General features: G+C 63.7%; 27 protein-coding genes and 1 pseudogene. 12 read left to right on the plus strand and 16 right to left on the minus strand.

All coding sequences use genetic code 11. The features are described from left to right. The first annotated feature begins 241 nt into the window (after nt 1–241). A complete protein-coding gene (locus AC5Y5B_RS13250) occupies nt 242–472 on the plus strand; it encodes a DUF6400 family protein (protein WP_254849927.1) in 231 nt (76 codons plus the stop codon). 899 nt (nt 473–1,371) lie between these two features. Here AC5Y5B_RS13250 and AC5Y5B_RS13255 read toward each other — a convergent pair. The 5 genes and pseudogenes from AC5Y5B_RS13255 to AC5Y5B_RS13275 form a co-directional block, all read right to left on the minus strand. Further along, the gene (locus AC5Y5B_RS13255; protein ID WP_500005554.1) at nt 1,372–2,790 is read right to left on the minus strand and encodes an arylsulfotransferase family protein; all 1,419 of its coding nucleotides are present in this window, start codon (nt 2,788–2,790) and stop codon (nt 1,372–1,374) included. A 161-nt stretch (nt 2,791–2,951) separates the two neighbouring features. Beyond that, nucleotides 2,952–3,155: an NAD(P)H-binding protein gene (locus tag AC5Y5B_RS13260; protein WP_500005647.1), complete on the minus strand. Its 204-nt coding sequence runs from the start codon at nt 3,153–3,155 to the stop codon at nt 2,952–2,954. Nucleotides 3,156–3,298: 143 nt separating this feature from the next. Beyond that, nucleotides 3,299–3,610 (minus strand): annotated as a pseudogene (locus AC5Y5B_RS13265) (NAD(P)H-binding protein); the annotation flags it as partial. 88 nt (nt 3,611–3,698) lie between these two features. Continuing rightward, complete coding sequence (locus AC5Y5B_RS13270; RefSeq protein ID WP_500005555.1) at nt 3,699–4,181, minus strand: MarR family winged helix-turn-helix transcriptional regulator; 483 nt, start codon at nt 4,179–4,181, stop codon at nt 3,699–3,701. Nucleotides 4,182–4,315: 134 nt separating this feature from the next. Beyond that, nucleotides 4,316–4,576, minus strand: a complete 261-nt coding sequence (locus tag AC5Y5B_RS13275; protein ID WP_500005556.1) for a hypothetical protein — start codon at nt 4,574–4,576, stop codon at nt 4,316–4,318. 626 nt (nt 4,577–5,202) lie between these two features. Between AC5Y5B_RS13275 and AC5Y5B_RS13280 the strand changes: the two genes are divergently transcribed. The 3 genes from AC5Y5B_RS13280 (at nt 5,203) to AC5Y5B_RS13290 (ending at nt 8,133) form a co-directional block, all read left to right on the plus strand. Further along, nucleotides 5,203–6,309 carry a tyrosine-type recombinase/integrase gene (locus AC5Y5B_RS13280; protein WP_205869007.1) on the plus strand — a complete coding sequence of 369 codons (1,107 nt, stop codon included), beginning with the start codon at nt 5,203–5,205 and terminating at the stop codon, nt 6,307–6,309. After that, complete coding sequence (locus tag AC5Y5B_RS13285) at nt 6,306–6,653, plus strand: helix-turn-helix domain-containing protein (protein WP_112631364.1); 348 nt, start codon at nt 6,306–6,308, stop codon at nt 6,651–6,653. Before AC5Y5B_RS13280 ends, AC5Y5B_RS13285 begins: the two co-directional genes overlap by 4 nt. A gap of 76 nt (nt 6,654–6,729) precedes the next feature. Next, complete coding sequence (locus tag AC5Y5B_RS13290; protein WP_500005557.1) at nt 6,730–8,133, plus strand: site-specific integrase; 1,404 nt, start codon at nt 6,730–6,732, stop codon at nt 8,131–8,133. Nucleotides 8,134–8,154: 21 nt separating this feature from the next. On the opposite strand, the gene AC5Y5B_RS13295 is transcribed toward AC5Y5B_RS13290, so the two are convergent. Both AC5Y5B_RS13295 and AC5Y5B_RS13300 read right to left on the minus strand, forming a co-directional pair. Continuing rightward, a complete protein-coding gene (locus AC5Y5B_RS13295) occupies nt 8,155–8,694 on the minus strand; it encodes a nitroreductase/quinone reductase family protein (RefSeq protein WP_205869009.1) in 540 nt (179 codons plus the stop codon). Between the two features lie 29 nt (nt 8,695–8,723). Beyond that, on the minus strand, nt 8,724–9,542 hold the full coding sequence (locus AC5Y5B_RS13300; protein WP_500005558.1) for a maleylpyruvate isomerase N-terminal domain-containing protein: 819 nt from the start codon (nt 9,540–9,542) through the stop codon (nt 8,724–8,726). Between the two features lie 64 nt (nt 9,543–9,606). On the opposite strand from AC5Y5B_RS13300, the gene AC5Y5B_RS13305 reads away from it, so the two are divergent. Beyond that, entirely contained in the window at nt 9,607–10,230 is a 624-nt protein-coding gene (locus tag AC5Y5B_RS13305; RefSeq protein WP_112631370.1) for a PadR family transcriptional regulator, read from the plus strand. A 185-nt stretch (nt 10,231–10,415) separates the two neighbouring features. Here AC5Y5B_RS13305 and AC5Y5B_RS13310 read toward each other — a convergent pair whose 3' ends face one another. The 7 genes from AC5Y5B_RS13310 to AC5Y5B_RS13340 all read right to left on the minus strand — a co-directional run bounded on the left by AC5Y5B_RS13310 (nt 10,416) and on the right by AC5Y5B_RS13340 (nt 16,788). After that, nucleotides 10,416–10,748 carry a type II toxin-antitoxin system PemK/MazF family toxin gene (locus AC5Y5B_RS13310; RefSeq protein WP_077092192.1) on the minus strand — a complete coding sequence of 111 codons (333 nt, stop codon included), beginning with the start codon at nt 10,746–10,748 and terminating at the stop codon, nt 10,416–10,418. After that, on the minus strand, nt 10,745–10,951 hold the full coding sequence (locus AC5Y5B_RS13315) for an antitoxin MazE-like protein (protein WP_007771025.1): 207 nt from the start codon (nt 10,949–10,951) through the stop codon (nt 10,745–10,747). The genes AC5Y5B_RS13310 and AC5Y5B_RS13315 overlap by 4 nt, the downstream gene beginning before the upstream one ends. 237 nt (nt 10,952–11,188) lie before the next feature. Continuing rightward, entirely contained in the window at nt 11,189–11,635 is a 447-nt protein-coding gene (locus tag AC5Y5B_RS13320; RefSeq protein ID WP_112631374.1) for a DUF4345 domain-containing protein, read from the minus strand. Between the two features lie 293 nt (nt 11,636–11,928). Then, nucleotides 11,929–13,119, minus strand: a complete 1,191-nt coding sequence (locus AC5Y5B_RS13325) for a cytochrome P450 (RefSeq protein WP_500005559.1) — start codon at nt 13,117–13,119, stop codon at nt 11,929–11,931. A gap of 11 nt (nt 13,120–13,130) precedes the next feature. Continuing rightward, entirely contained in the window at nt 13,131–14,714 is a 1,584-nt protein-coding gene (mhpA, locus tag AC5Y5B_RS13330) for a bifunctional 3-(3-hydroxy-phenyl)propionate/3-hydroxycinnamic acid hydroxylase MhpA (protein WP_500005560.1), read from the minus strand. Beyond that, complete coding sequence (locus AC5Y5B_RS13335; RefSeq protein ID WP_112631378.1) at nt 14,711–15,649, minus strand: fumarylacetoacetate hydrolase family protein; 939 nt, start codon at nt 15,647–15,649, stop codon at nt 14,711–14,713. The genes mhpA and AC5Y5B_RS13335 overlap by 4 nt, the downstream gene beginning before the upstream one ends. Next, nucleotides 15,646–16,788: a VOC family protein gene (locus AC5Y5B_RS13340; protein WP_500005561.1), complete on the minus strand. Its 1,143-nt coding sequence runs from the start codon at nt 16,786–16,788 to the stop codon at nt 15,646–15,648. The genes AC5Y5B_RS13335 and AC5Y5B_RS13340 overlap by 4 nt, the downstream gene beginning before the upstream one ends. 110 nt (nt 16,789–16,898) lie before the next feature. Between AC5Y5B_RS13340 and AC5Y5B_RS13345 the strand changes: the two genes are divergently transcribed. The 4 genes from AC5Y5B_RS13345 to AC5Y5B_RS13360 all read left to right on the plus strand — a co-directional run bounded on the left by AC5Y5B_RS13345 (nt 16,899) and on the right by AC5Y5B_RS13360 (nt 19,693). Beyond that, on the plus strand, nt 16,899–17,624 hold the full coding sequence (locus tag AC5Y5B_RS13345) for a TetR/AcrR family transcriptional regulator (protein WP_044485768.1): 726 nt from the start codon (nt 16,899–16,901) through the stop codon (nt 17,622–17,624). A 259-nt stretch (nt 17,625–17,883) separates the two neighbouring features. Next, nucleotides 17,884–18,318, plus strand: coding sequence for an SRPBCC family protein (locus AC5Y5B_RS13350; protein WP_112631382.1), 435 nt, complete (start codon nt 17,884–17,886; stop codon nt 18,316–18,318). 97 nt (nt 18,319–18,415) lie between these two features. Further along, entirely contained in the window at nt 18,416–18,565 is a 150-nt protein-coding gene (locus AC5Y5B_RS13355) for an aromatic-ring hydroxylase C-terminal domain-containing protein (RefSeq protein ID WP_500005562.1), read from the plus strand. 273 nt (nt 18,566–18,838) lie between these two features. Then, nucleotides 18,839–19,693, plus strand: coding sequence for an alpha/beta hydrolase (locus tag AC5Y5B_RS13360; protein ID WP_500005563.1), 855 nt, complete (start codon nt 18,839–18,841; stop codon nt 19,691–19,693). A gap of 5 nt (nt 19,694–19,698) precedes the next feature. Here AC5Y5B_RS13360 and AC5Y5B_RS13365 read toward each other — a convergent pair whose 3' ends face one another. Together AC5Y5B_RS13365 and AC5Y5B_RS13370 are read right to left on the minus strand one after the other, a co-directional pair. Next, on the minus strand, nt 19,699–20,049 hold the full coding sequence (locus tag AC5Y5B_RS13365) for a hypothetical protein (protein WP_500005564.1): 351 nt from the start codon (nt 20,047–20,049) through the stop codon (nt 19,699–19,701). 141 nt (nt 20,050–20,190) lie between these two features. Further along, nucleotides 20,191–20,757 carry a dihydrofolate reductase family protein gene (locus tag AC5Y5B_RS13370; protein WP_500005648.1) on the minus strand — a complete coding sequence of 189 codons (567 nt, stop codon included), beginning with the start codon at nt 20,755–20,757 and terminating at the stop codon, nt 20,191–20,193. Between the two features lie 181 nt (nt 20,758–20,938). Here AC5Y5B_RS13370 and AC5Y5B_RS13375 point away from each other — a divergent pair, with 181 nt between their 5' ends. The 3 genes from AC5Y5B_RS13375 (at nt 20,939) to AC5Y5B_RS13385 (ending at nt 24,802) form a co-directional block, all read left to right on the plus strand. Continuing rightward, a complete protein-coding gene (locus AC5Y5B_RS13375) occupies nt 20,939–22,633 on the plus strand; it encodes a GMC family oxidoreductase (RefSeq protein ID WP_500005565.1) in 1,695 nt (564 codons plus the stop codon). A 158-nt stretch (nt 22,634–22,791) separates the two neighbouring features. After that, complete coding sequence (locus tag AC5Y5B_RS13380) at nt 22,792–23,622, plus strand: DUF1906 domain-containing protein (RefSeq protein WP_500005566.1); 831 nt, start codon at nt 22,792–22,794, stop codon at nt 23,620–23,622. Nucleotides 23,623–23,983: 361 nt separating this feature from the next. Continuing rightward, nucleotides 23,984–24,802, plus strand: coding sequence for an alpha/beta fold hydrolase (locus AC5Y5B_RS13385; protein ID WP_500005567.1), 819 nt, complete (start codon nt 23,984–23,986; stop codon nt 24,800–24,802). Nucleotides 24,803–24,944 lie beyond the last annotated feature (142 nt).

Raw genomic sequence — 24,944 nt, forward strand, 5'->3', positions numbered from 1 at the left:
AGTGACGTATTGCGGCCGATGGGCGGGGAGGGAAAGTGGGGGGTCGGCAGACCCCTTCCAGGGTTGCGACAGCCAGCCCCGGTCTGGTCGCCGTCGTGTCGATCCGCCGCCTCCGAATCGTCGGTGGTCAGCACAGAGTGTGACGAACCTCAACCGGCAACGGTGACCTAGGTCATAGACCGGGCGGCGTCATTGGGGTCATCCTGGCCCTTCGTTTGCATATCTAATGGCTGGGAGCGCGATGGCCGACCTCGACTTTGCCTATGACCTGACCCTCGACGAGGCGCGTAGGCGCAGCGCCATGGTCGAAGCGATGGGTGACGACTGGGATCCCATCGCCGTCCTGACCGAGGAAGAGCAGGCGTACGACATGCTGTACTCGAATCTCGACGAGGAGCAGCAGCGGGTCTACGACGAGTTGGTCCGCGCCGGCGTCCTGCCCGAACGGACGGCCGCTCGTGCTACCGATTGATCCGACCGCGGATCGCGGCCGCCGCGCATGGTTGGCGTGCCCGCGCTGCGATCACGGCGCCAAGTGTGGTGATTGCCGAAGCAGTCGCAATTGCGATACGCACTGGCAGTACCTCCTGAGCAACAAGGGCACCCTGGTGCATCTGCAGTGCTCGGATTGCGGCCACCTCTGGTCGACCGACACCCATCGCCGCACGCGTGGGGGCACAAGCCGAACTAACACCCGGTAACGCCGCACTCCAATAACCCTGCGCCACAACACTATTCGTCACAGTGACGTATTGAGGGCCAGGGGCGGGGAAGGGGGGATGGCGTGTCCGGGGCTCTACCCACCCACACCGACCCCCGGGTGTTGGGAACCGTTGCCCTGTAGGCGGCTTGCCCAGTGCTGGACAGCGTCGAGCGTCCGTTCGTAAAACCCTGTGGGTGGCATCTCCAAAGTGCCTGCGGTGGACGGCAATTCGTCACTGCGACGTATTGATCCCTGGGAGGCGTGAGCTGCGAATTGCCAACTGGTAGCGGTGCGTGCTCGACAGGTGCGAGTTGTCCACGTTGATGTGCAGGGCCGCCACCAAGAGAGTTGCATCAGGTCAGACCACTACACGGTCTCCGGGCGCCCAAGTGCTCGCGGCGTTTGACCGCGTGTGACGTGTTCGGGCAAAAACCCAGTGCGGCAGTGACTTTCCTGTTACCGAAACAGGGGAGAAGTGTCACAGTGACGAAAGCGCGCGGCCCTGTCCTGTCGCCGAACAGTCGCCGCGTGACCGTAACGGGCAGGGTATCGCCCGGCCCGTCGGGGTCAGTCAGCGGCGTGTTCCTCACCAGCGTCGTGCCTGTGAATGGAACTGTTGTCCGCCGAAACTTCTCGGCAGCCAACGCTTCCCGGGAAGCTCGCTTGGGTCAGGCTTTCATGGGGTCACTGGCGGCGATGGTGGCGCCGTTTTTGTCTAGGGCCTCGATCGTGAAGTAATTGCCGGAGGTGGCAGTGCCTGCGGGCAGTGCCACCGGGGTGTTCAGGCCGTTCCAGTCGGTGGTTGCCAGTGGCGTGAGCTTGTCAGGCGAGGGGCCGGACAGGACCCGCCACTGGGTGACGTCGGTGGCGCCGTTCCACACCGCGTGCACGATGGGTTGGCCGTTGTCGTTGGACATGGTCAGCTCGGGCTTCTGGGTGGGATGCCCGCTCCATTGCTGCAAAAACGCGCGGTATGTCCCATCCCCGACTGCCAATGCTTTGGGGCCAGTGCCGACGTGTTGCGTCGAGGTTTTGGGCTGGGTGGCATTCCACAGGATGCGTCCGTCGGGGGCAAATTCGGTGATGTGGTTAGCGTCGCCCCAGCCGCTGAACGTGTTGCCGTCGGCAAGTGCTTGCGCGCTGCCTTGGGTGAAGGTGTCTACCGGTTCGGGCTGGACCCAGTTCCGCAACAGGGTTGCGGTCTTGGCCTGCCGGTCCAGCCGGATCCACATGATGCTCGAAGGGCCATGGCGTGTTCCACCCAGATCGACGTTGTTGTTGAACAGCATGATCGTGTTCTCGTCCACGAATGTCGGGTCATGCTGTCCGGCGAAGTCCACCCCTGGGCCGAGTTTGAAATCCGAATTTTTCCCGCCCAGTTTCCAGTTGATCGCGCCGGTTTGCGGATTCACATCGACCAGCTCATTGGCCGAACGCACCGACACCAGCATATTTCCATCTGGGTCGGGGGCAATCGAATTGACATGCAGCGGAAGCACCCCTTCACCCGGAATGCCCTGCAGCTGAGTGTAATTAAGCACACTATCGGTCACTGGAAGGTGCTGCGCCGAATCCCACTCGAGCACCGTCTTTCCCGAAGCAACATCGACAACGTTGACAAAGCTGTCGGCGATTTTCCCGGTTTTGGGCCCGCCGATACCAGACAGGTCGGCATCGACCTCCTTCACCGATGTGATCAGCGCATGCCCATCTGGGGTAAGCCGAAACTCATGAAGATCCGACGGGGCGTCCTCTGTGGTGATCTTCTTGATGATGTTGTAGTTCGTATCGGCGATGTAATCGGCACCGGCCAGCTTGTCGCCCTGGAACCACGTCAGCACCGGTTTACCTTGATAGGTCTGCGGCTGGAAATTCACGGCATCCTGGTCGCCGGGGATCTGCAAAAACCACACCGGCCGCCCTTTTTTATCCAGGATTTCCGGGCCTGACGGGATTCCGGTGTTCCCGGTGCCGAACAGATTCGCCGCCCCCGGTTCGCCACCATTGATGAACACTAAACCCGAACCGCCATCCGGCTGGTTCACCGTGACGTTCAGCGGCGGCGGCGCCAGCTGTGTCTGCGGCACCGCCCCAAGATCCTTGATACCGGGCGCTGCGGAAATACTGGGCGTCGCGGAACCTGCGGATTGAGGCGCTTTACTGGGTGCCGGAGAGCATGCAGAGGCCAACGCGATGGCTGCCACCACGACAGCGGTTGACGACTTCACTGATGTCATAGGGGCGCGCATCACGAACTCCAAACGATCGGTGCCTGGCGGATCCAAGTGCCGTCCTCGACGGTGTCGACGAGAAACGCGGCGAGGTCGGCGCGGGTGATCCGCATGCCGGGCTTATCGGTGCCTGCTTCCGCGGCCCGCACGGACCCGCTGGCCGGCTTGTCGGTAAGGGCGACTGCCCTGGCGAGAGTCCAGTCGGTATCGGAGATGCGCACGAGCTTGTCGACACCGGTGTGATCGACGAAGCCGACCTTGATATGTTGGAGATATTGACGAGGAACTTGAACATCGGGTTGATGCGGGCCCAGTCGTCGCCCGCGCCCATCGTCGAAGTGATGACGATCCGGCCGATGTTCTGCTCGCCCATCACGGTTAGGACGTTGCAGGTTGCGTCGGTCATGAACATCGGCGGGCTGACGGGCTTGGCCCAGGGATTGTCCGATGCGCGCGCATTGTTGAGGGTGCTGATCACCGCCTCGGTGCCCTGGGCGGCCTTGCGAATGTCATCGATGTTGGACGGCGTACCCGCAATGAGTTCCACTCCAGCGGGAGCCTGGACGACGTCGGGGTTGCGCACCAGAGCCCGTACGCGGTGACCGCGCGCGGCGGCGTACGCGAGTACATGGACCCCGGTGCGTCCGCTGCCTCCGAGGACAAGCAGATTGGTCATTGTTCTTCCCTTCAGTGGATCCCTCTCGGGGCCCCATGACCGCAGTGACCGAGCTGTGCGTGCGGTCGCTAGGTCGGTTAGTTTCGGTTCATCTGCTCATCGCGGGCCCGGTAGTGGCCAGTGCGAGGAGCGCGGCATTCTCGTTCAGTCGTTGAATGATCGGGCCGGCGACGTACAAGGCGAGCCGTAGCGCCTCTTGATCGCTCCCGGGGAGTGTCGCGAGAAGGGTGGCGAGCTTTTCGTTGTCTTCGCTGCGCAGCCTGCGCAACAGATCTCGTGCACTCTCAGTGACGTCGACGATGGTTGCGCGGCCGTCCTCAGGATCGGCCACGCGAGCGACCAGGTCGCGACGCTCGAGTCGCTGGATCAGCTGCGTCGTAGCCGGCTGGCTCACGTGAATGGCCTCGGAGAGCGCCGTGAGCCGAGTTGGACCTTCAACGCTCAACGTGTGAAGCACCTCCATCGCGGACACGCTGAGTTCATCGCGATTGAGAAGGTTGCGCATCGCCAGGAGCGCAGCTTGTCGGACGCTCTCGGCGATCCTGTCAATACCGTTGTCCGACGTGTTCACGCCGCCAGTCTACATCATGCCCCAATGTAATCGGGCCGGGGCCGGCTTCGTCCAATTTCCGTGGCGGTGTGAACTACCCAGGAAGAACTCGCATCCCAACGCATATTGCCTCATACGGAGTATGTGCGCGGATGCTAGTACATGAGCACATTAAGTATATCGGTCTGGCGAAACTTAGGAAGATGGGCTAACCTCCTGCCGTGGAGATTGCTCGGCAGACGGTTCTCGGAGGCACGGCAGCAGTGGCTGGAGCCGCGGCGCTCGGGCTTGGCGGTTACGAGCTGAGCGCGCCAGCCGTCAAACATCGCATCGAGCACCGTCTCGTCAGCTCGGAGCAGCGAAACGTCATCGAGCCTCAAAAACCTGCGGAATGAACCCGGCAACTCGTCAGCCATGTCGGCCGCTATCCGAGATCGTGCTGACGATCGAACGAATCTGAAGCATCAAAAGCCCCGCCGCCCAATGCAATTCGTCACAGTGACGTATTGTGGGCGGCTAGGCGCAGGGCGGGGCAGGTCGTGGGCTGCCGGCTATGACGCCGGGCGGACGGGCCTTTCACCTAACGCCCGAATCATTCACTAAGTGATAGAAAGACACGCCAGCCTCGGCATCCTGCACAACTACCGCAGCGGCTCGTTCGAAGACCGGAGCGTCGGAACAGCGCCGAGAACTGCGTAGATGAGCCAATCATCAACCGGTGCGAGCACTTTCATCCAATACAACTCGCATGGTTTTTGCCGATAAGCGACATTATGTCAAGTAAAATACCGCATATTGCAACAGATGAATCAATCACTTTCCCCGTCCAACTTCACGGCCCGCGGCCTGAACGGGCGTGGAAAACGCCTCCGAGCAGCGGGTTTGGAGTATTTCGCGGTGGGTTCGGTTGGATATGCCGGGATGTCCGACCGTGACACGCACGACGAGCCGCCGCGAGTGCCTGGCGTTGACCTGGTGCAATGTGGTAATGATTCATCAGACGAATCAATGATTCATCAGATGAGACGGGTTGGAGGCCGTTTTGCCTGTCGACAAGAGTGGCCGCTTCTACGTTGTGGGCTCAGTTCCGCTGCTGCACCCGGAGACGCAGACCGTGTCGGAGATGCTCGAGGGGTGGCGCAACCAGCAACTGTGCCGCAACCTTGCGCACGACACGATCGACCAACGGATCCGGCTTGTCGAGCGGTTCCTCTCCTACACCAATGAGTTCCCGTGGACCTGGACGCCGGCAATGGTTGAGGAGTTCTTCGGCGATCTGCGCTCAATCCAGAGGTGCAGGCAGTCAACGATCCGTGGGTACCAAAACGCGCTACGGCTGTTCTGTTCCTACGTCTCCGATCCGGACTATGGCTGGGATCGGGTGTGCGAGCAGCGCTTCGGGACGCACCCGGCCCAGGTGTTCTTCGAGTGGAACACCGCCGCGCACGTCCAAGACAATGAACAGGCGCCGCAAAAGCGTGCCTTCGCCAAACAGGAGCTGCAGGAGCTCTTCGACCATGCCGACGACCAGGTGTCGTTGATCGCCGCCTCCGGACGCAAGGGCTGGTTGCCGGCCTACCGCGACACCGTGATGTTCAAACTCGCCTACTCGTACGGGCTGCGGTTCAACGAACTACGGCATCTTCAGACCGTAGACTTCGCCGGCAATCCCCACGCGCGTGAATTCGGTCGCTACGGGCTGGTTCACGTGCGCTACGGCAAGGCCAAGAAGGGCTCGCCACCCAAACGCCGCAGCGTGCTCACCGTGTTCGATTGGACGCCCGAAGTGATCGCCGACTGGCTCGCTCATGGACAGCCCTACATCGACGACGGGATCGATCTGTTCCCCAGCGAGCGTGGAGCGCTCGTCGCCGAGGACACCCTGCTGCGCCGATTCCGCCGCTATTGCGACACTCTCGGATTCTCGCCCGGGCTGGATCTGCACTCGCTACGCCGTTCGTATGCCACCCATCTGATCGAAGACGGCTGGGACCCGATGTTCGTGCAGCATCAGCTGGGCCACGAGCACGCCAGCACCACGTCGCTTTACACCTGTGTGTCCAGCGACTACCGCATCCGTACCCTGCGCCGCGTACTGGACGCCACCATCCACGACGCCCTGGCACTCGCTGACGAGGAGACCTCATGAAACGCCAAGTCGATTACACCTGGCGGCTCGCCGAAATCATGGCCGCCCACGGCATGCACAACAGCACCGACCTGATCCCCCGCCTGGCCGAGCGCGGCATTCAACTGTCGCGGCCGCAGGTGTATCGCGTGGTTCATCAACGGCCCGAACGGGTTTCGGTGCAACTCTTGGCGGCCCTATGTGACATCTTCGGTTGCGGAATCGAAGATCTCATCACCGTCACCGCGACCGACATCCGTCGCAAGAAAACGGCCTCATCAACCGCCACGCCCTCCGCCAACGTCGTCGAGCTGAACAAGTCGGTACGGCCACGGCGTGCGCGGGTGATCCGCGATGCCGATTAATCCCAATCGGCGATCCACCACGCGAGGACGACCACGAGTCACCAACGGAGCATCTCGGTGCAGCCGATGCGAGCGCATGGCCAACCGGTTGCGCGTGTACTGGCCCGGCGACCAACTCTGCAACAGCTGCTTCTACACCGCCATGCGCACCCACGGCATCTGCCCGCACTGCGGACACGACGGGGTGCTGCCGGGCCGACTCAACCACGCCGATCAGCGCCCGGTATGCCTAAAGTGCGCCGGCATCCCCGGCATCCACCGTTGCCGAAACTGCGGCGCGGAAGGCGAAATGTATCGACGCCGACAGTGCGCACGCTGTGCCCTGCGCGAAGACCTCACACCCTTGATCGTCGAGGGCGCGGTAGACCCGGGCGCCATGGCCACGATCGTCGAAATCCTCTGTGGCGTTGAGCGACCCGAAAGCATCCTCACCTGGAAACGCTCCCCCACAGTCCAGGCCCTCCTGAAGGCGCTCGCAAGCGGCAATATCCCGCTGACCCACGAGGGCCTCGACGCGGCCGGGGGCGGCCGCCACATCTCGCACCTGCGCAGCCTGCTTGAACACCATGACCTGCTGCCCCGCCGCGACGAACACCTGGCCCGCTTCGAGTCATGGCTGGCCGCCAAGCTCGACAACATTGCATCGCCTACGGTGAGAGCGCCCGTTGAACAATTCGCAACATGGCACCACTTGCGCCGGCTACGCCGCAACTCCGCGCCCGGTCAGGCCAATGACGGCCCGAAACGCGCCGCCAAACAAGAGGTCACCGAGACGATCAAGTTCCTCACCTGGCTGGAGGCCACCCATCACCGCACCGCGGCCACCTGCCGTCACCAAGACGTCGACGAATACCTCGCTTCCGGGCCCACCACACGCCATCTGATCCGCACCTTCTTCGTCTGGGCCAAGAAAAGCAAGATCAACACCACCGTGGTCATCGATCATCGACAAGCCAAGACCACCCGCACGCTGACCCAAGAGCAGCGCCTGGCCTGGCTTAAAGAACTCCTCACCGGCGAAGCGGAATCGCTGCCCTATCGTGTTGCCGGCACCCTGCTGCTGCTTTACGCCCAACCACTAACCAGAATCGTGGCGTTGAAGACCACGGCGGTCGTATCCAGCCCACGCGAGATGCGCATATCCCTTGGCGCCGAACCAATTCCTGTCCCAGGTCCCTTCGCTGGGCTGCTTAGCCACCACCTCCGCAACCGGCCCAACCTCCGCACCGGCGGCGGCATGGTGGCCAACCCGTGGCTGTTCCCCGGCTACCGCCCCGGCACGCACCTCGACCCGCAATCGATCATGCTGCGACTGCGGAAACTAGGAGTCAACCTTCTAGGCGGACGCAACTCGGCGCTCCAGAACCTGGTCGCCGAAATACCGCCTCCCCTCGTGGCTGAACTGCTCGGCTATAGCTACCAAGTTACCCAACGCCACGCCGAACTCGCCGCCCAACCATGGTCGCGATACGTCACGTAACAATTTGAAGCACAACATTTTTCACGTCTCAGCATCGACCGGCTCAAAGACAATTACGTGACGCGTGCCGCTTCGCTGAAGGTAGGTGTCGTGCGCAGGCCACATCTGGTTGAGCCTTGGCATGTTGTGCGCGACCTCTTCCTCTGTGGCCGGGCGGGCAAGGTAGTTTGTAGTGGCGCCGTTGATCTCGATGCGCGCCTTGGGGTCGGCGAGCAGGTTTCTTGGCCAACTGGATGTTGCTTCTAGTCCGAAGTTCTCGCATACGGCGACGAGATTCTTGCCGTCGCGGACAAAGAACAGGGGAACGGTCCGCTCTTTGCCACTTCGTCTGCCTCGCGTCGTGAGCAACATTGTTGGCATATGGGGTCCACCTAGCGACAGTCGGCCACGGCTCGCGCGGATCAAGGCCCGGTCGACTCGTGAACCAGCGTGTTTCATCAACAGGGAGAACCAGTGATAGTGGCCGACGCGCCGCATTACACGTAGATACAGCTGATACAGGTCATCGGTCATCGCGCCTATGCGCGATCCCGATTCGGCGTGATCGTCGCGCGTCGCCATCAATCCGTCCTTCCGTAGGATGCACCCGGCTAAACAGGCTCGAAGCAAGATTGCAGCTTCAGCGCCTTCCACGGCCGTTTTCCCCCGACGATGCGTAGACCCCGGAGCGCGGCAGTGAACGGTCCGATGCGTTGGATTAGCAGCGTGATCATCGTTGACGCCGGCACCTTTACAACAGCGTCCGGCCGGTCGCCCGGACGGCGCGGGCGCGATTCCGCGATGCCGTCATGAACATGCACCACGTAGGGTCGAGCGTCAGGGATCTGCAGAGCCACGCAGATGTCGGTGGTGGGGGCGATCGCCCCACTGAGGTATGCGGGCGCGACCTCCAGGCCCTCGCGCAGCAGGAGCAACATGTCGCGCTCACGGATCTCCCAGGGCACACCGACCGATCGCGCGATGTCCTCTCCGTGCAGGATCAAGTCGAAGAGCCAATTGATCTGCACGACTACTCCGGAAACCATGGCACCGCAATGAAACTCAGCCGTGTAGTCATCGGGCAGGCTGTCAAAGAACGCGTCTATCACCGGTTCGAGCGCCGAGAGTTGGTCAAGCAGCTCCGGAATTGGTGCCATTGCCGCCAACATCTCTTCGTGGTTGATCCGATCGAGCTCGCGTGGGTAGCGGGCGCGGCGGAAGTCCCGCCCCTCGGCGATCGCCTGATAGCGGCGCGCGACACAGAGCACGTGGGCGATGACCTGATGGACCGTCCAATCCAACCCTCGTCGCCGAGCCTGGGGATCCGCGGAGCGAGCCACCCCATAGAACCGTTTCCGCGCCTCATCGATGCGTTCCCGCAGTTCGTCCCTGGTGGTGTCGACGAGTGCCACGCATCCGGTGTCGTTCATCTGCGCCTCCGTACTCCAGTGTGGAGATTAAGTAAGTTACTCCATAATGGAGTATTGTCAAGGGATGACCTCGCAGCCGACCACCACATCGTTCGCGCTCCTGGGTCTGTTGGGCATCAAGCCGTGGACCGCCTACGAAATCGTGGCGCAGATCAAACGCGGCATGCACTTCTTCTGGCCGCGATCGGATGCCCATCTGTACGCGGAGCTCAAGCGCTTAGTCGAACGTGGACACGCCACCGCCGAGGTTGTCGACGGCCGCAGAAAACAAGCCACGCGCTACACCATCACACCGGAAGGCCGCGCGGCGCTTGAGGAGTGGTTCGGCAGCGAACCAGCGGCGCCGCTGCTCGAAGTCGAGGGGTTCCTCAGGCTGTTCCTCGGCGACCAGGCCACCAAAGAGGAGCTTCGCGCGGCCCTGGAAGCGACCGCGCGCCACGCTCGCGAATTGCATGCCAAGGGCACAACACTCGTCGAAGAACTGCTCGACACGGGCGGCCCGTTCCCGCATCGGCTTCACCTCATCGAACGTCAGTCTACGTTCATTGGCGACTTCTACCGCAGCCTCATCGAATGGTGCGAACAGTCAATAACCGAGATCGAGGAATGGCCCGACACTCGCGACGTCGGCCTAACGCCCAGGGGACGTGCTCAGTGGGAGCGGATACTCGCTGAACCCAAGCCCTAGACCGTCGCGCGATCGCCGCTCCCGACACGGTTTCCTTCGTCGATCCTGCCAACCGCTCCCACCACGCGGGTACCCGACGGGGTGAATACGACGGAATCGAATATGCGGCTTTACCGGTAGGCCGCATTGCGCTGGGCGACATCAACCCTGCCCCTTATCCAAGCTCGTCCGGAACGGACACTCGCCTATCGCGCAAGGCCGAGGAATGCCATCATCGCTCGCTCGATCTCGACGACTTGCTCGGCTGTCAGCCGGCCGACTCGGGTGTGGACGTTCGACCTTTTGACTGTTGTGAGCTTGTCGATCATCACGTCACTGTCGTGATCAAGTCCGGATAACCGGCCGTCTCCGCCGGCTATCCGGATGCGCATCAACGGCGCGTCCAACAGCGTGCTGGACATCGGAGCAACCGTCACTGAATTCGTGGCGGCAAAGAGATCATCCTGAACAATGACCGCGGGACGCGGTTTGGTCGCGTAGACACCCCCCGCTACGGTCCAGATCTCCCCTCTGTTCACTCCTCGTCCCATGGCGTCGAGATTGCCTCAATGAAGTCCTGGTCATCGGTGCTTTCGTCCGCTCGTGCGACCAACGAAGCCTGCCGATGCGCCTCGGCGGCAAAACTCTCAGTGCGCACGTCAGGCACCCAGACCTGCAGGGGCCGCAGGCCCCGCTCCCGCATCCGCCGTCTGTACTCGCCGACCCTGTCCCTCACTGCCATGCCACCATGTTACATGTAACGCGGAATCTGGGCAGCCGAATGGTGTGGCCCGTACACACCCCAACCGCGTTTGTCCGTGGCGCTGCGAGACCAGCAGCGTCCCCCCGGCCGCCTTTCAGCCGATTCACCACTCCACATCGGGATCAATATGGCGGGATCGAATATGGCGGGCTACCAGTAGGATCCACCGTTTTCACCCGATGAATCACGGATTGACGTTGCTAGTCTGGGAGTACGTCAGTCTCGTGAATTGTTCGCGTGCGCGACCCGAGATTGCCACGCCATCACCGCCGGAATGCCGAACAGCTCCAACGCAATCGCCGCGACGAAGACCGGATGCGGACGGTCCGTCGTCCGCCACGAGACCAAGCGCGCCAGGCCGCCGGCGAACACGACGGCAGTCAGGCCACGGACGAGGCTGGTCCGTCGTTCGATGCGCGGTATGGCTGACCAGATGACCGGCGCAGTGGCGAACCAGAAGGCGCTTATGAAGCGGTACTCGCTATCGGTGGTCGGATCCGGCGTGCGTGCGCTCGGCAATGCTTTCGGGCCAACGGCCATCCCCGCCAGCCCCGACAGGAATGGGATCAGCGAAAGTACTCCGAGCGTCACCTGCAACGCTCGGCGGCCACCGTCGCGGTGAGTCAGCGGCTGAATCGGCAATGTCAACGCGTCTGCACCCATGCTTCCAGTCAAGCACTACTACGCGGCGTAGTCGATAGCTATCGAAACCTAAACTGACAAGATCGGTACCGGAGCCACTGAGCGCACGCTCCTTTCCGGCAAACCATCACTAGCGAAGCTGAACGGCTGCTTCGGCCCCCTGGACTGACTGATGGCGCGGGTCGACCCCCGCCTCTCGCCTGTCCCCGCTCGCCCAGTCGACACTTGAGCCGGAGGGCGGCGCAATGCCTCTCCCCCTGCGGGGCCGCGCACTTCGACAAGTCAGTGGGAAGTCTGAGGCATCGCCGCCGAGTTCAGGCCGCGATCAGCCGCAGCGGCAGGTGTTCGTGGCGGTGGATGATGTTGTTGATCGCCCAGGTCGGCTCGGCGGCGATCTCGATGCGCTCGACGGCCTCGGTGAGGGCTTTGAGCATTGCGGTGGTCTCGAGCCGCGCAAGGGCTTGGCCGGCGCAGGCGTGCGCGCCGTTGCCGAACCCGACGTGGCGTCCAGCGTCGTTGCGGATGTCGAAGACGTCGGGAGCATCCCATTCGCGTTCGTCACGGTTGGCTGAGGCGTAAATGACCAGTAGCCGGGCGCCAGCAGCGATGGGCGTCCCCTCGATCTCTGTGCTGTGCAATGTCTTTCGGGTGAAGGCGCGGAGCGGGGATTCGTAGCGCACGACTTCGTTGACGGCGTTGGGGATCAAAGCGGGATCGCTTTTGAGCAGTTCCCATTGGTCGGGGTGTTTGGCGAACAGGTAGATGGCATTAGAGATAGCGCTGATGGTGGTGTCCAGGGACGGGGCGATGTAATCGATCAGCAGCGGCGGCACTTCATCGACGGCGAGGTTGCCCTCGTCGACAGCAGTGAGGAGTTCATGGGCCATGCTGCCGGGTAGCACGTTGCGGTCGCGTACGACGCGGCGGGCGAAGCGCAGCATTTGTAGGCTGCGTGGTACGGCCCTGAGCGCCTGCAGGTTCGCCGGTCCGAGGACGTCGAATGTGGCTGCGCCCCAGTCGAGTAACCGGGCTCGTTGATCACGAGGCCAACCCACCAGATCGGGCACAACGGCCAGCGGCAGGGCCGTGGCGAGATCGGCGACCGCGTCCACCCGTTCCCGGTGCACGGCGACCTCGACGATGGCGCGGGCTTGGGCATCGATGTCGTCGCCGAGCGCACGCAGGGCCCGGGGCATCATGCGGTGCGCGAGGAGTTTTCGGCGCCGGTCATGGTCGGCGCCGTCGCTGTTGAGGGTGGTGCCGCGCGACAGTCGGTTGGTCAGCGGGTTGGCTGCGACTCCCTGTCCGGAGAGGAACTGGCCGTCGTCGCGCAGGGTGGCCTTGCATGCGGCGTAGCGCGGCAGGGCATAGAGGCGGTGGCGGGCCAGCCACACAACGGGCCCTAGTTCGCGCAAGGCGCGGTAGTGCGGGTGGGGATCGAGGATGGCTGCGCGGGTGTAGATGTCGGGCCGGTACACCGGCACAGCAGGGGGGCGACGAAACACGTGGACGATTCCTATTCGTAGTGGGCCGGGGCGGTATGTGGCGAGGGGTCCGACGCCTGGTCCACCAGGAACAGCGGGACAGCGCGGCACAGGGCGGTGAGGTTGCGGCCGGCGATCATGACGGTGCGGTCGGGTCGAAGCACTGCGGCCTTGACGTGATGGCGGTTCAGCCACCGAGCCAGCTCGGACCCGGCGGCGGCGTGAACCGTGCGGGCGCCACGTGCCGCCGCGATGTTCTGCTGCGGCGGGCTCAGCTCTACGGTGGTGATCACACCGAAGCCTGAACCCAACACGTCATCGAGCCGGCAGTCGTTGTCCAGGAATGGGTTTGGACAGAGCCGTCCCGTGATACGGCGGGTGGCCAGTGTCCGCTGGACCAGCGTCGAGGACCGTAGCGGCGGGGTCTGCGAATCGGTGACCTTCGCCCGTAGTCCGGGCACCTTGTGCACGCGGGGCAGCACGACGGCGCGCGCGACCGCGCCGAGCCGGCCACCAAAGGTCATGGCGCGTCCGACATAGAGCGCCAGGGCGATCATGACCCGGGCGTGCGGCCGTCGCTCCGCTTCGTAGCTGTCGAGCACGCTGGGCGCGAGACTTCGGCGGTGGACGGCCGCGATCTTCCACGCCAAGTTCATCGCGTCGCGCAGTCCGGCACCCATGCCCTGACCGATGAACGGCGGCGTGAGGTGGGCGGCGTCGCCGAGCAGGAAAACGTTCCCGCGCCGCCAGCGGTCGGCGATCTGAGCGCGGAAGGTGTATTCGGCGGCCCGCATGACGCGCAGGTCCGCGTCGGCAACGTGTCGCGTCCACGGGGCGATCAGCGGCCGCAGGGCGGCCAGAGTGGCGTAGTCGTCGGCCGATTCGTGATCGAGGAGCGCGAACTCCCAGCGGTACCTCGTGGGCCCGATGCGCATGTAGGTTCCCGCCCGCTGCCCGTCGCAGACCTGATGCACGCCGTCCCACTGCTGCAGGTCGGCGGTGGTGGTGATGTCGACGACCAGCCAGCGCTGATCGAATTTCAGGTTGCGCATCGACGCGCCGATCGCGCCGCGCACTGTGCTGTTGGCGCCATCGCAGCCCAGCACGTAGTCGGCGCTGATCACCGACTCAAGGTTGGTCATGCGGTCGCGGATCCGCAGGTGCAGCGGTCCTACCGCCGCGCTTGCGGTAACCCCGAGGACCTCGACGTCACCTCGGAACCGGGCGTGCGGAAAACGGGCGAGATTGCGGCGGAGCAACTCCTCGAGTTCGGGTTGATCAAACATGCTTGCCGCTGGAAATCCGTTCTGCGTCACCGGGGTGTCGCGCCGGAATTCGGCCAGTACCTTCAGGTCTCGGTCCACCAAGCGCAGACCGCGGGCCGGACGGGAGATCGCGGCGAACTCTTCGGCGATGCCGAGCCGGGCCAGGATCCGGTAGACCTCGTCATCGAGGTGCACGGCGCGCGGCTGCGGATAGACCTGTGGCCACCGGTCCAGCACCAGGGTGTCCACGCCGTGCTGTGCGAGCAGGGTCGCCGCGGTGATACCGGTCGGACCGCCGCCCACAATGGCCACCGAGACGTGCTCAGTGGGCGCGCCATCCGGGCCGCTCATGCGTGGCGCACCGCCAGCCGTTGGGCACCGAGGTCGATGGCGCCGTCGTCGGTGGCAATGGATGCCTCGACGACGTCGCCGTGCTGCAGGTACTTCGGGTTCTTCGCCTGACGGGAGAAGAAGGCTTTCCATTTGACGGCCGGCGGTAGCAGGTTGCCGATGATCTCGACCGGCTTGGGCGGGGCGGTCAGCGCGGTGCCCGCCGGGGTGCCGGTGAGGATCAGATCGCCCGTCGCGAGGTCTTGGAATCGTGTCAGCGATTGCAGTGCTTGTAGCGGCCGGTAGAGCATGTCGCCGTCGACGACCGAATTCTGACGTTCCTCGCCGCTGACACTCAGCCGCAGCCGCAGGTCGCCGAATCGGGCCAACTCGGACGGATCGACGAGCACCAGCGCCGGCCCCACCGGCGTGAAGGTCGGGTACGACTTCGCCTCGTAGAACTGCGTTTGCGGCAGTTGGATGTCACGAGCGGACACGTCATTGGTGATGGTCAGACCGGCGATGTAGTCGGCCAGGTTCGCGTCGGTGATGGTGGTGCCCACCGGGATGTCGCGCCCGATCACGAGGCCGATTTCGACTTCGTAATCCAGCAGACCCACGTGCTGCGGGCGGACGATCTCACCGAAGGGTCCGGTGATGGACGCCGAAGACTTCCGAAAGAAGGTCAGCGGCACAGTCTTTGGGTCCATGCCGGCGTCGACCACGTGGGATTCGAAGTTCGTCATCTGGGCGACGACGCGGCACGGGGTCGTCACCGGCGACAGCAACTTCAGTTCGTCGAGGGCGACCGTGCCGGCCGTCGCGGCAGCCGCGTCGATCGCGGCTCTGTCGGCGAGGAGTTCGGCTGTGGTGGTGGCGCTGGTATCGATGCGGGCGGCGCCGGTGGCGCTTTGCACCCACCAGCCGTCGGCGGTGCGGAGGACGGAAATGGTCACGAGATAGCTACTTTCAGTAATCCGATGAGACGGTTGAGGTCGAATTCGTTGTCCGCGCGCAGGGCGGTGAGCATCGCGGTCACCTGGTGGCGGGCGGCGCGGGGGTCGGCGTCGAGGAAGTCCTTTGTCGCCGGTGGCCCCCACTGCGCCAGGCCCGATGCGGTAAAGGGGGCCCAGCCGGGTTCGAGGGTGTTGTCGAACATGTCGCCGTCGGTGAAGTGTTCGACGAGGAAGCCGTCCGGGTCGCGCCAGTAGTCGAACAGTTGGCTGCCCTGGATGTGGCGACCGATACCCCAGGACCGGTAGTAGCCGCGTTCACGCAGGTATTCGCCGCCGGCCGCCAGCGCGTCGAGATCGCTGACTTCGTAGGCGGAATGGATATAGCGGTTGGCTGGACCGAGGGCCAGGGCGAGGGTGTGATGGTCGGCCGGGATGGTGCCGCGGTCGCAGCGGATGAAACTCATCGCCGGCCCGCGGGCGCGCTGGCCGGGGAAGAACAGGAAGTCGCTGACGATCATCCCGAACGTGTCCAGGTACCAGTTGAGTGTGCGCAGATAGGTGGTGGACTGCAGCACGACGTGACCGAGGCGTTGCACGCGGGCGGGCACGCGAAGGGGCCGCACGGTGGCATTGATCCGCGCGTCATCGGGCCCGGTGTTGAGGACCTGCGGTACCTGAGCGGGTTGGGCCGGCAACTGGTGAAGACCGGCGACGACCTTGACCGCTACGCCGCTGGGATCAGTCAGACGCACCGCCACTCCCCCGAGCGACTCCGGAAGCGGCTGCAGCGAGGCGCCGGTCTTGTCCGCCAGCCGCACCAGGTCGACCTCGTCGGCCGCGCGCAAGGCGAGTCCGGCGAACCGGGTGCGCGGCCCACGACGCAGGACGACGCACGCCGAACCGGCGTTGGTGCCGCGCAGGTGCAGCTGGTGGGGATCGCGCCGGGCGACGCCGAACCCGAAGGCCCGGGCGAACGCCTCCGCGCGGACCAGGTCGGGCTTGTCGAACTCCAGCCAGGCGATGTCGGCCACCCGAATGATCGGATCCCGTGACCTCCCAGGATGCTCGCCCGGCAGGGCGCCCTGATCACTGTGCAGGCCCGCGTGCCCATCGCTCATCGGCGCCACCGTCTGTGCCATGCCTTGCTTCCTCCACTTCGAGCTGACGAAATCGTCACATACGTACGAAAGCTCAGTCAAGTGTTCTGACGATATTCTCAGAATTGAGCCGAACTGGTAACCTGTGGCTCATGGACGTGCCCGAACGCGATCCCGCCGAGTTGTCGAACACGCCGGTCAATCGCCTGGAGCGGCGCAAGCTGCGCACCCGCAACGCTCTGGTGCGGGCCGCGAAAAGCTTTATCGCGCAAGGTAAGACCAGCGTTCCAATCCTGGAGATCACCCAGGCCGCCGATGTGGGTATGGGGTCGTTCTACAACCACTTTTCGAGCAAGGAGGAGCTGTTCGCAGCGGCCGTCACTGACGCCCTCGATGACCTCGGCGCCCTGCTCGACGGCTTCACCGGATCGATCTCGGACCCCGCCGAGGCGTTTGCCGCCAACTACCGACTGAGCGGGCGACTATTCCGTTACCGTCCGCAGGAGGCCGCGTTGTTGCTGGCGCACGGAGATTCACTCATCCTGTCGGACCGGGGATTGTCTCCACGGGCGCGGCGCGATATCGCCGCGGCGATCGATCAGGGGCGGTTCACGATTGGCGATGCTGAACTGGGCTTGGCGATCGCCGGCGGCATGTTCATCGGCCTGACCACGCTGCTGCGCGAGCGTCCCGAACGTGACACCGATGCCACCGTCGACGCGGTGGCCGAACGTGTCCTGCGGACGCTCGGCATGACGCCCAAGCAGGCCAGCGCGCTGTGCCGCAAGCCGCTGCCCGACATCTCGTCACTGCGCGAATCGCCCGTCGATTGGCCCACCCCCATAACATCCAACTCCATCGACCCCCACCCCAACTGAGATCTTTCCGGTATCGCCAAGGAGTCTTCGGGTGGGATACCGAGATCCTCACCTACATTGCGTTAGCCACGCCCTGCACAGCCTGTCGAAGAGGTTCGGCAGGGCGACCCGTTTCGGATGCGTTGACTTCACGCCAGCGGGCTTGTGCGGCCTCGATGAGCTTCAGGCCATGGGGCTATGTTCTCCGTAGCGAGAGGGGACGGATCATGACGGCGGACAACTGGATACTGGCAGCGCGCACGGGCAGCATGGGGTGCGGATGATCGAGTTCACCCTTACCCGAACCTCGACGGCGCCGATCGAGACCGTGTTCGACGCCATGACCGACCACCGCGGGATCGCGGACTACGTGTGGGCATGCCGGCGCAGCACGCTCGATCGAGAGGGAACCCCCGCACCAAACGGTGTCGGCGCGATCAGACGTCTGGTGGTGATCGGACCCCCATTCGTCGAGGAGATCATCGAATATGAGCGACCCACCCGCTACGCGTACAAGATGCTCTCGGGCGCACCGACCCGGAATCACATCGGCACGATCCAGCTGCGTGAAGCAGACACAGGGACCGAGGTCAGCTGGCATCTACGGTCAACGCTGAAGATCGTCGGTGTTGACCGGCTGATGCTGCCGGTGTTCAAGAAGGTCATCGACGAGCTCCTCAAAGGCGGCATCTCCGCCGCCGAACGCCGCGCCTGAACACCATCGTGCTCGTTGGACGGTTGTAGCTTTCATCCACGAGGGGGTAGTCGACGCCAGCTATCCCGGCCTGTGGCACCTACCGGTCATCGGATGCGTGGCTAACCCCCACGCCGTGCTGATCCGACCTGATGGCCAGGTCGCTTGGGTCGATACCGACGGCAACGCAACCGGACTCCTCCCGGCCCTGGCCAAATGGACTGGTTTTCGACCAGAACACGTTGCGCGTCCCCGAACTACTACCTAGGTCTGCGCCTCACAGCCTCTTGGTGTCGGCTGCACGCCGACCTCTCCCCCGCCGTACGGCGGCATATCAGCAATTCGAATATGCATGGTTACCAACAAAGTACGCGGTCTGCATCAGGTGAATCAGCTCCATCGCACACGCACGTCCCGTCCGTTGCTTCCTGTTGCTGCACACTAATGGTCATGGGTACAGGGGGCCGACAGGAGCGTCGCTTCGCGCCAACAGCGTTCGCTTGCACGAGACAATCGGCCGGCGCAGCGTGAAGGACTTTGGATGAGCTCCATGTGGCAAGGATGTCTCGCCGACACCGACTATTTCGAGATGCGTTCCAGCGGTGGGCATGACTACGGCGTCTGGGTTACCACGCCACCGGGCTCCAACCGCGCCACGACGCAAGTGCCTGTCGTGTACGTGCTCGACGGGAACTGGGCTGTGGGTCTGACGGCTCCGCTCATCGTCACCCAGATGGATCCCATGCAACGGATCCAGCCTTACATCCAGGTCAGCGTTGGCTACGCGGGCGAGCAGGCACGGGACTGGGATCGGCTGCGCAACAGAGACTTTGTTCCACCCGGCGAGCCGATCACCGAGGAGCTCATCGATGCCGTGGAGATGGGAGTGCAAGCGGGCGCGAGGACACGCGAGGAAGCCGACGCCTATCTCGCCGAATTGCGCGACACCCACGCCGATGCGTTCCTGAGCTTCCTCGCCGCGGAACTCCACCCACGGATCGAACACGACTACGGCACAGCCGTAGGCGGCCACGGCCTCTTCGGCTACTCCTACGGCGGACTTTTCAGCCTCTACACCTGGCTCACCGGCACCGCCCTCTTCGAGAGCATCGGAGCGGGCAGCCCCGGCGTCATCGCCGAAGACAGTCAGATCTTCGCCCAGATCCACGACATGGGTGACAGCCCGCGTCCCGCCAAGCTTCATCTGACCTTCAACGACCGAGAGCTTCTCGGAGACCTTGCCGTCTACCAACGCCTCGCGAAAAACACGGCCACGATCCGTCATCTTCTCACCTCGCGCGGCGAAGCGGTCACCAGCGAGATCCTGCACGAAACGCACGTCACCGGCTTGCAGGCCTCGTTCCTCAGTTATCTCAGGACCTGCCGTCCGCTGTAAGCGCGCTAACCCATTGTCAAGATTGCGCCCGCGGCGATGCCAATCACCGTCACAAGGGATACCAAAATCACCGTCATCGCGGCGCGCACGATCTCTTCTTCCGTGAGTTTCGGGCGCTGCTTTTCGACGCGAACGGTGTCCCCTAGCGCCATCGCGTTGAGTTTCGCGACCGCCAACAGGAGATCGTCATGGCCGTCAGCTGCGTCTTCCTCGACTGGGTTGCGCGCGGCGATTGCGGTCGTCATGTCAGTCCCCCGGGCTTGCGGACGCCGATTGGCGTTATTGACGGTCGAAAGCTTCAGCTTCTCGTATATCCGACGATACGAGCGCGAGATCACGATTGCGGTAACGATCATTAACGGTCACAGCACACAATCCGGCTCCCGCACTGTGCGACGAGCCGTGTAAGCCGCCGTCAAACGATTCCATTTCTATTGCACGCCAGCGCATTTAGGTCCGCGCAGTGTGTCCGCAGCTCGTCGAGCCGTGTATCCGCATTAGTCGTGTATGGCCTCGTATCTCAGCAGGACCGTGCCGCCGGGAAAGGTGCGATTTTCCAAAAGGCGCAGCGAGGTCCATGACGGCAGTGTTGGAAAGAACGGGGTGCCGCCGCCCACGACGGTGGGCGCGACCACGATCCGGTACTCGTCCACCAGTCCGGCCTGCACGATCGGTGCGGCCAGCGTCGCGCCGGCCACCTCCAAGCTGCCGTCGGTTTCGGCTTTCAGCTTCGTCACCACCTCGACCGGGTCGCCGCGTTCCAGACGGGAGTTCCAGTCGACCGATTCCAGCGTGCGGGAGAACACCACCTTGGGCATCTCACGCCAGATGTGCGCGAAGTCGACGATCATCGGGGTGGCGTCCGGGGCCTTGTCGGCGGTCGGCCAGTACGCGGACATCAGTTCGTAGAGCCGACGACCGTAGAACGCGCACGCGGTCTCGCGCTCGAAGTCATTCCAGTACTGGTGCAGTTCGTCACTCGGATCAGCCCAGTCGATACTGCCGTGTGCGTCGGCGATGTACCCGTCCACCGACACGTTGAAGCCATAGATGAGTTTGCCCATGAAGATCAGACTGCCCCGGAGGGCGAAACTCATCGCGACACCAAGTTTCAGATGCCAAAGCTAAAGCGTTGTGCGTGGTCAATGGTCGACTCCGGTTGGGGCCGCTCATTCCCCGCCGCGACGAGGACATCGTCGCGCACACTAGGACGCGCATCCGACGCTGGGAGGACCGATACCGAAAATGAGCACGGCCGCCGAATTCGACTTCATCATTGTGGGAGCGGGCAGCGCGGGCTGCCTGCTCGCCAATCGGCTCAGCGCCAACCCCGATCGCCGTGTGCTCCTCATTGAGGCGGGCGGCCCAGACGATTGGTTCTGGATCAAGGTGCCGGTGGGCTACCTGTACACAATGGCCAACCCCCGCACCGATTGGGGTTTCACCACCGAGGCCGACCCAGGTCTGGCCGGCCGCAGCATTCTCTACGCGCGGGGCCGCGTGATCGGCGGGTGCTCGTCGATCAACGCGATGATCCACATGCGCGGGCAGGCCAGCGATTACGAGCTGTGGGCGCGGGCCACCGGTGACGAGCGATGGCTTTGGGGCGGCCCGGACTCCCCAGGCGAGACACTGGCGATCTACAAGAAGTTGGAAGACTACTTCGCCGGCGCCGACGACTGGCACGGTGCCGGCGGTGAGATCCGCGTCGAGCGGCCGCGCGTGAGCTGGAAGATCTTGGACGCCTGGCAGGCCGCCGCCGCGCAGGTGGGCATCGCCCCCATCGAGGAGTTCAACCGGGGCGACAACGCGGGCAGTGCGTACTTTCATGTCAACCAAAAGCGGGGCCGCCGCTGGTCGATGGCTGACGCTTTCCTGCATCCGGTCGCCCGCCGACCCAACCTCACCGTCTACACCCAGACGCAGGCCTTGCGGCTTCTGATGGACGACCAGGTCCACGATGATCAGCGTCGCGGTGCCTGGACCACGGCGCAGCACCGTGTCACCGGCGTGCGGCTGCTCAAAGGTGATCGAATCATCGACGTGCGAGCCCGCCGGGAGGTGATCCTGAGCGCCGGAGCCATCGGCTCGCCGCACCTGATGCAGGTCTCGGGTCTGGGCCCGGCCGACCTGCTCGCCCAGCATCAGGTGCCGGTGGCCGTCGATCTGCCAGGAGTGGGCGAGAACCTCCAGGACCACCTGCAGCTTCGAACGGTCTACCGGATCCGGGGCGCCCCTACCGTCAACACGCTGTACCGGAATTGGATCACCCGCGCGGGCATGGGACTTCAGTACCTGCTGTTGCGATCGGGACCCATGACCATGCCGCCTTCCACCCTGGGGGCCTTCGCGAAGAGCGACCCCGCGCTAAGCAGTCCCGATATGGAGTGGCACGTCCAGCCCTTGTCTTTGCCGAAGTTCAGCGAACCCCTACACCCCTTCGGAGCGATCACTCCCTCGGTCTGCAATCTGCGACCCAGTTCGCGTGGCAATGTGCGCATGGCCGACGCAGATCCACAGACCCACCCGAAGATCACCTGCAATTACCTGTCAACTGACGCCGATCGTCAAACCGCCGTGATTGGCCTCCGGATGACCCGGCAGATCATGGCGGCGCCAGCTCTGGCCCGCTACCGCCCCCAAGAGTTGCTTCCCGGCCGACACTTGGTGAGCGAGGAAGAGCTGCAGAATGCGGCTAGTGAACTCGGTACGACTATTTTCCACCCGGTGGGCACCTGCGCGATGGGAGCCTTTGACGCACATGGTCGGCCGCGCTCGGCCGCCACGGTGCTCGACACAGACTGCCGCGTGTATCGCGCCGCCGGCCTTCGAGTGGTCGATGCTTCGGCGATGCCCACCATCACTTCGGGCAACACCAACGCGCCGGTCATGCTCATCGCCGAGCGCGCAGCGCGGGCGATCGTGGGACAAGCCGGTTAGCGGCGAGACATCAATCTGCCTGCACGGCGGGTTGTTTCGCACGCGGCTTCCGAGGTCATAGCCGAACGGTCACCACTTGGTATCTATTTGGGAATGCAACCGCGTTTCGGCTGGCGCAGGTCTATCGGCAACCGCAGTCGCCTCGATAGCATCGCGCGATGCACGATTTGCCCTCAACGGCAAGCGATGTGCGGTTGCGCACGGTTTCCCGGCGCGACGCGCTCCGCTACGCTGCCGCGTTGGCCGGTCTGGGCGCCGCATCAGTGGCCTGCGGCATGCCCACCGCGGCCGCCGCCGCTCCCCCTCGACTGATCGACTTTGCCGCGCGCCAGATTCCGGCGCAGGAGATCCGAGCTGCCGGCTATAGCGGGGTGGTCAATTACGTCTCGCTGTCACGCCCTGGCTCGTCTTTTGGCGCCAAGCCGATCACTCGGCCCTACGCCGACTCATTGAAAGCCGCGGGCTTGGTGATCGTCAGTAACTACCAATACGGCAAGCCGGGCGGGTCGGCACCGTCCGATTTCACGCGGGGCTACGCCGGCGGCATCGCGGACGCGCGCACCGCTTGGCAGCTGCACACCGCGGCGGGCGGCGGCGAGGATGCGCCGATTTTCTTCACTATCGACGAAGGCATCAACCGCGACACCTGGAATCGCGTGGCGCTGCAGTGGTTTCGGGGAATCAACTCGGTTCTCGGCGTGCAACGCACCGGAGTCTACGGGGGCATCGATGTGTGCCAGTGGGCTGCGGCCGATGGCGTTATCGGGTCTTCGAGCACTGCTGGCCGACGGTGGGCCTGGCAAACTAAAGCCTGGTCCGGCAATCGGGTTCACCCCGCCGCTGTTCTCTACCAGCGCGTCGTGAGCACGGCGTCCAATCCCGGGCCGAAGGTCGGCGGACTCGAAGTGGACGTCAACGACGTCCTGGCCCCCGATTGCGGCCAGTGGAACCTCCATCGGTCGAGTAATCCGAATGGCGATGTGCGATAGGTCCGACTTCTCTATGAGATCCGATCGAGTCTGGCACGGGGCACTATGCAGGACTTGAGTATGCAGAGTTACCAGTCAACGACGCAGTCATTCGCAGAGGAATCAGGCCTGCCCCAACTGTGCGTCGCCTACTCCATGTCGTTCGGCCGGGTCAATACGCCACGGTCTCCGATTGCGTGACGGTGGTTTGTAAACCGAAGTCGCGCAATCCTTTTGCTGAGCAGTGGGATTCCCAAGCAGGCGTCGCCAGTTAATTGTCAACTTGCTGGAGAGCTTGCAGCGAAAAAACTTGTGGGTTGGGGTTGACTGTCAGTTGATCGCGAGGAGAGCTCGCGAGAGGGCAACGGCGAGAGGAACGACTATGCCTGCCATCACTACGGCGGATGGTGTCAAGATCTTCTACAAGGACTGGGGCTCTGGTCAGCCGATCGTTTTTAGTCATGGTTGGCCGCTGACGGCCGACGACTGGGACGCACAGATGATGTTCTTTCTGCACCAGGGTTTTCGGGTGATCGCTCATGATCGGCGCGGGCATGGCCGATCCGAGCAGACCGGAAACGGCAATGACATCGACCATTGGGTGGCCGACCTGGCCGCGTTGACCGAGCGACTCGACCTCCGCGAGGCCGTCCATATCGGGCACTCGACCGGCGGCGCCGAAGTGGCCTGCTACGTGGCGCGCCACCAGGAACGGGTCGCCAAGGCGGTACTGGTGTCCTCCCCGACACCGAGCATGCTCCAGACGGAGAGCAATCCGGGCGGGCAACCCCAGGAATGGTTTGACGCGGTGCAGGCAGGCGTTTTAGGAAATCGATCGGAGTTCTTCCGCGCGGTGCCGGAGGGCCCGTTCTACGGATTCAACCGCTCAGGCGTGGAGCCGTCCGAGGCGGTGATCGCGAACTGGTGGCGACAGGGCATGTCCGGTAGCGCCCACGCGCACTACGAGACAGTGGTTTCCTGGCTGCAGGACTACACCGAAGATCTGCGCACGATCACAGTCCCGGTCCTGGTAATGCACGGCGACGACGATCAAATCGTTCCGTTTGCCAGCTCGGTACCCCGAGCGGTCGACCTACTACAGAACGGGGCGTTGAAGACCTATGCCGGCTACCCGCACGGCATGCTTACGACGCACGCGGATGTACTCAACCCGGATCTTCTCGCGTTCATCGCATCGTGAAACGACGCCGTCGCTGGGCGCCATAGCGCCGCCCTTAGCATCGGTCTGCCCGCCGATCCCGTGAACGCTCATCCACCACGTGGGTGAGCCCAGCGCCCAACAGATTCCGCATCTTTGACGAGCCGTCTTGGCTCGCTAGAGC

It is taken from the genome of Mycobacterium sp. NGS33 (assembly GCF_059812885.1).

Bases quoted from the DNA above. Each gene is read 5' to 3' on its own strand.
- AC5Y5B_RS13250 (WP_254849927.1), top strand. From the start codon at position 242: ATGGCCGACCTCGACTTTGCCTATGACCTGACCCTCGACGAGGCGCGT.
- AC5Y5B_RS13275 (WP_500005556.1), bottom strand. From the start codon at position 4,576: ATGGCTGACGAGTTGCCGGGTTCATTCCGCAGGTTTTTGAGGCTCGAT.
- AC5Y5B_RS13285 (WP_112631364.1), top strand. From the start codon at position 6,306: ATGAAACGCCAAGTCGATTACACCTGGCGGCTCGCCGAAATCATGGCC.
- AC5Y5B_RS13290 (WP_500005557.1), top strand. From the start codon at position 6,730: ATGGCCAACCGGTTGCGCGTGTACTGGCCCGGCGACCAACTCTGCAAC.
- AC5Y5B_RS13295 (WP_205869009.1), bottom strand. From the start codon at position 8,694: ATGGCGACGCGCGACGATCACGCCGAATCGGGATCGCGCATAGGCGCG.
- AC5Y5B_RS13300 (WP_500005558.1), bottom strand. From the start codon at position 9,542: ATGAACGACACCGGATGCGTGGCACTCGTCGACACCACCAGGGACGAA.
- AC5Y5B_RS13305 (WP_112631370.1), top strand. From the start codon at position 9,607: ATGACCTCGCAGCCGACCACCACATCGTTCGCGCTCCTGGGTCTGTTG.
- AC5Y5B_RS13315 (WP_007771025.1), bottom strand. From the start codon at position 10,951: ATGGCAGTGAGGGACAGGGTCGGCGAGTACAGACGGCGGATGCGGGAG.
- AC5Y5B_RS13320 (WP_112631374.1), bottom strand. From the start codon at position 11,635: ATGGGTGCAGACGCGTTGACATTGCCGATTCAGCCGCTGACTCACCGC.
- mhpA (WP_500005560.1), bottom strand. From the start codon at position 14,714: ATGAGCGGCCCGGATGGCGCGCCCACTGAGCACGTCTCGGTGGCCATT.
- AC5Y5B_RS13340 (WP_500005561.1), bottom strand. From the start codon at position 16,788: ATGGCACAGACGGTGGCGCCGATGAGCGATGGGCACGCGGGCCTGCAC.
- AC5Y5B_RS13345 (WP_044485768.1), top strand. From the start codon at position 16,899: ATGGACGTGCCCGAACGCGATCCCGCCGAGTTGTCGAACACGCCGGTC.
- AC5Y5B_RS13350 (WP_112631382.1), top strand. From the start codon at position 17,884: ATGATCGAGTTCACCCTTACCCGAACCTCGACGGCGCCGATCGAGACC.
- AC5Y5B_RS13360 (WP_500005563.1), top strand. From the start codon at position 18,839: ATGAGCTCCATGTGGCAAGGATGTCTCGCCGACACCGACTATTTCGAG.
- AC5Y5B_RS13365 (WP_500005564.1), bottom strand. From the start codon at position 20,049: ATGATCGTTACCGCAATCGTGATCTCGCGCTCGTATCGTCGGATATAC.
- AC5Y5B_RS13370 (WP_500005648.1), bottom strand. From the start codon at position 20,757: ATGGGCAAACTCATCTATGGCTTCAACGTGTCGGTGGACGGGTACATC.
- AC5Y5B_RS13375 (WP_500005565.1), top strand. From the start codon at position 20,939: ATGAGCACGGCCGCCGAATTCGACTTCATCATTGTGGGAGCGGGCAGC.
- AC5Y5B_RS13380 (WP_500005566.1), top strand. From the start codon at position 22,792: ATGCACGATTTGCCCTCAACGGCAAGCGATGTGCGGTTGCGCACGGTT.
- AC5Y5B_RS13385 (WP_500005567.1), top strand. From the start codon at position 23,984: ATGCCTGCCATCACTACGGCGGATGGTGTCAAGATCTTCTACAAGGAC.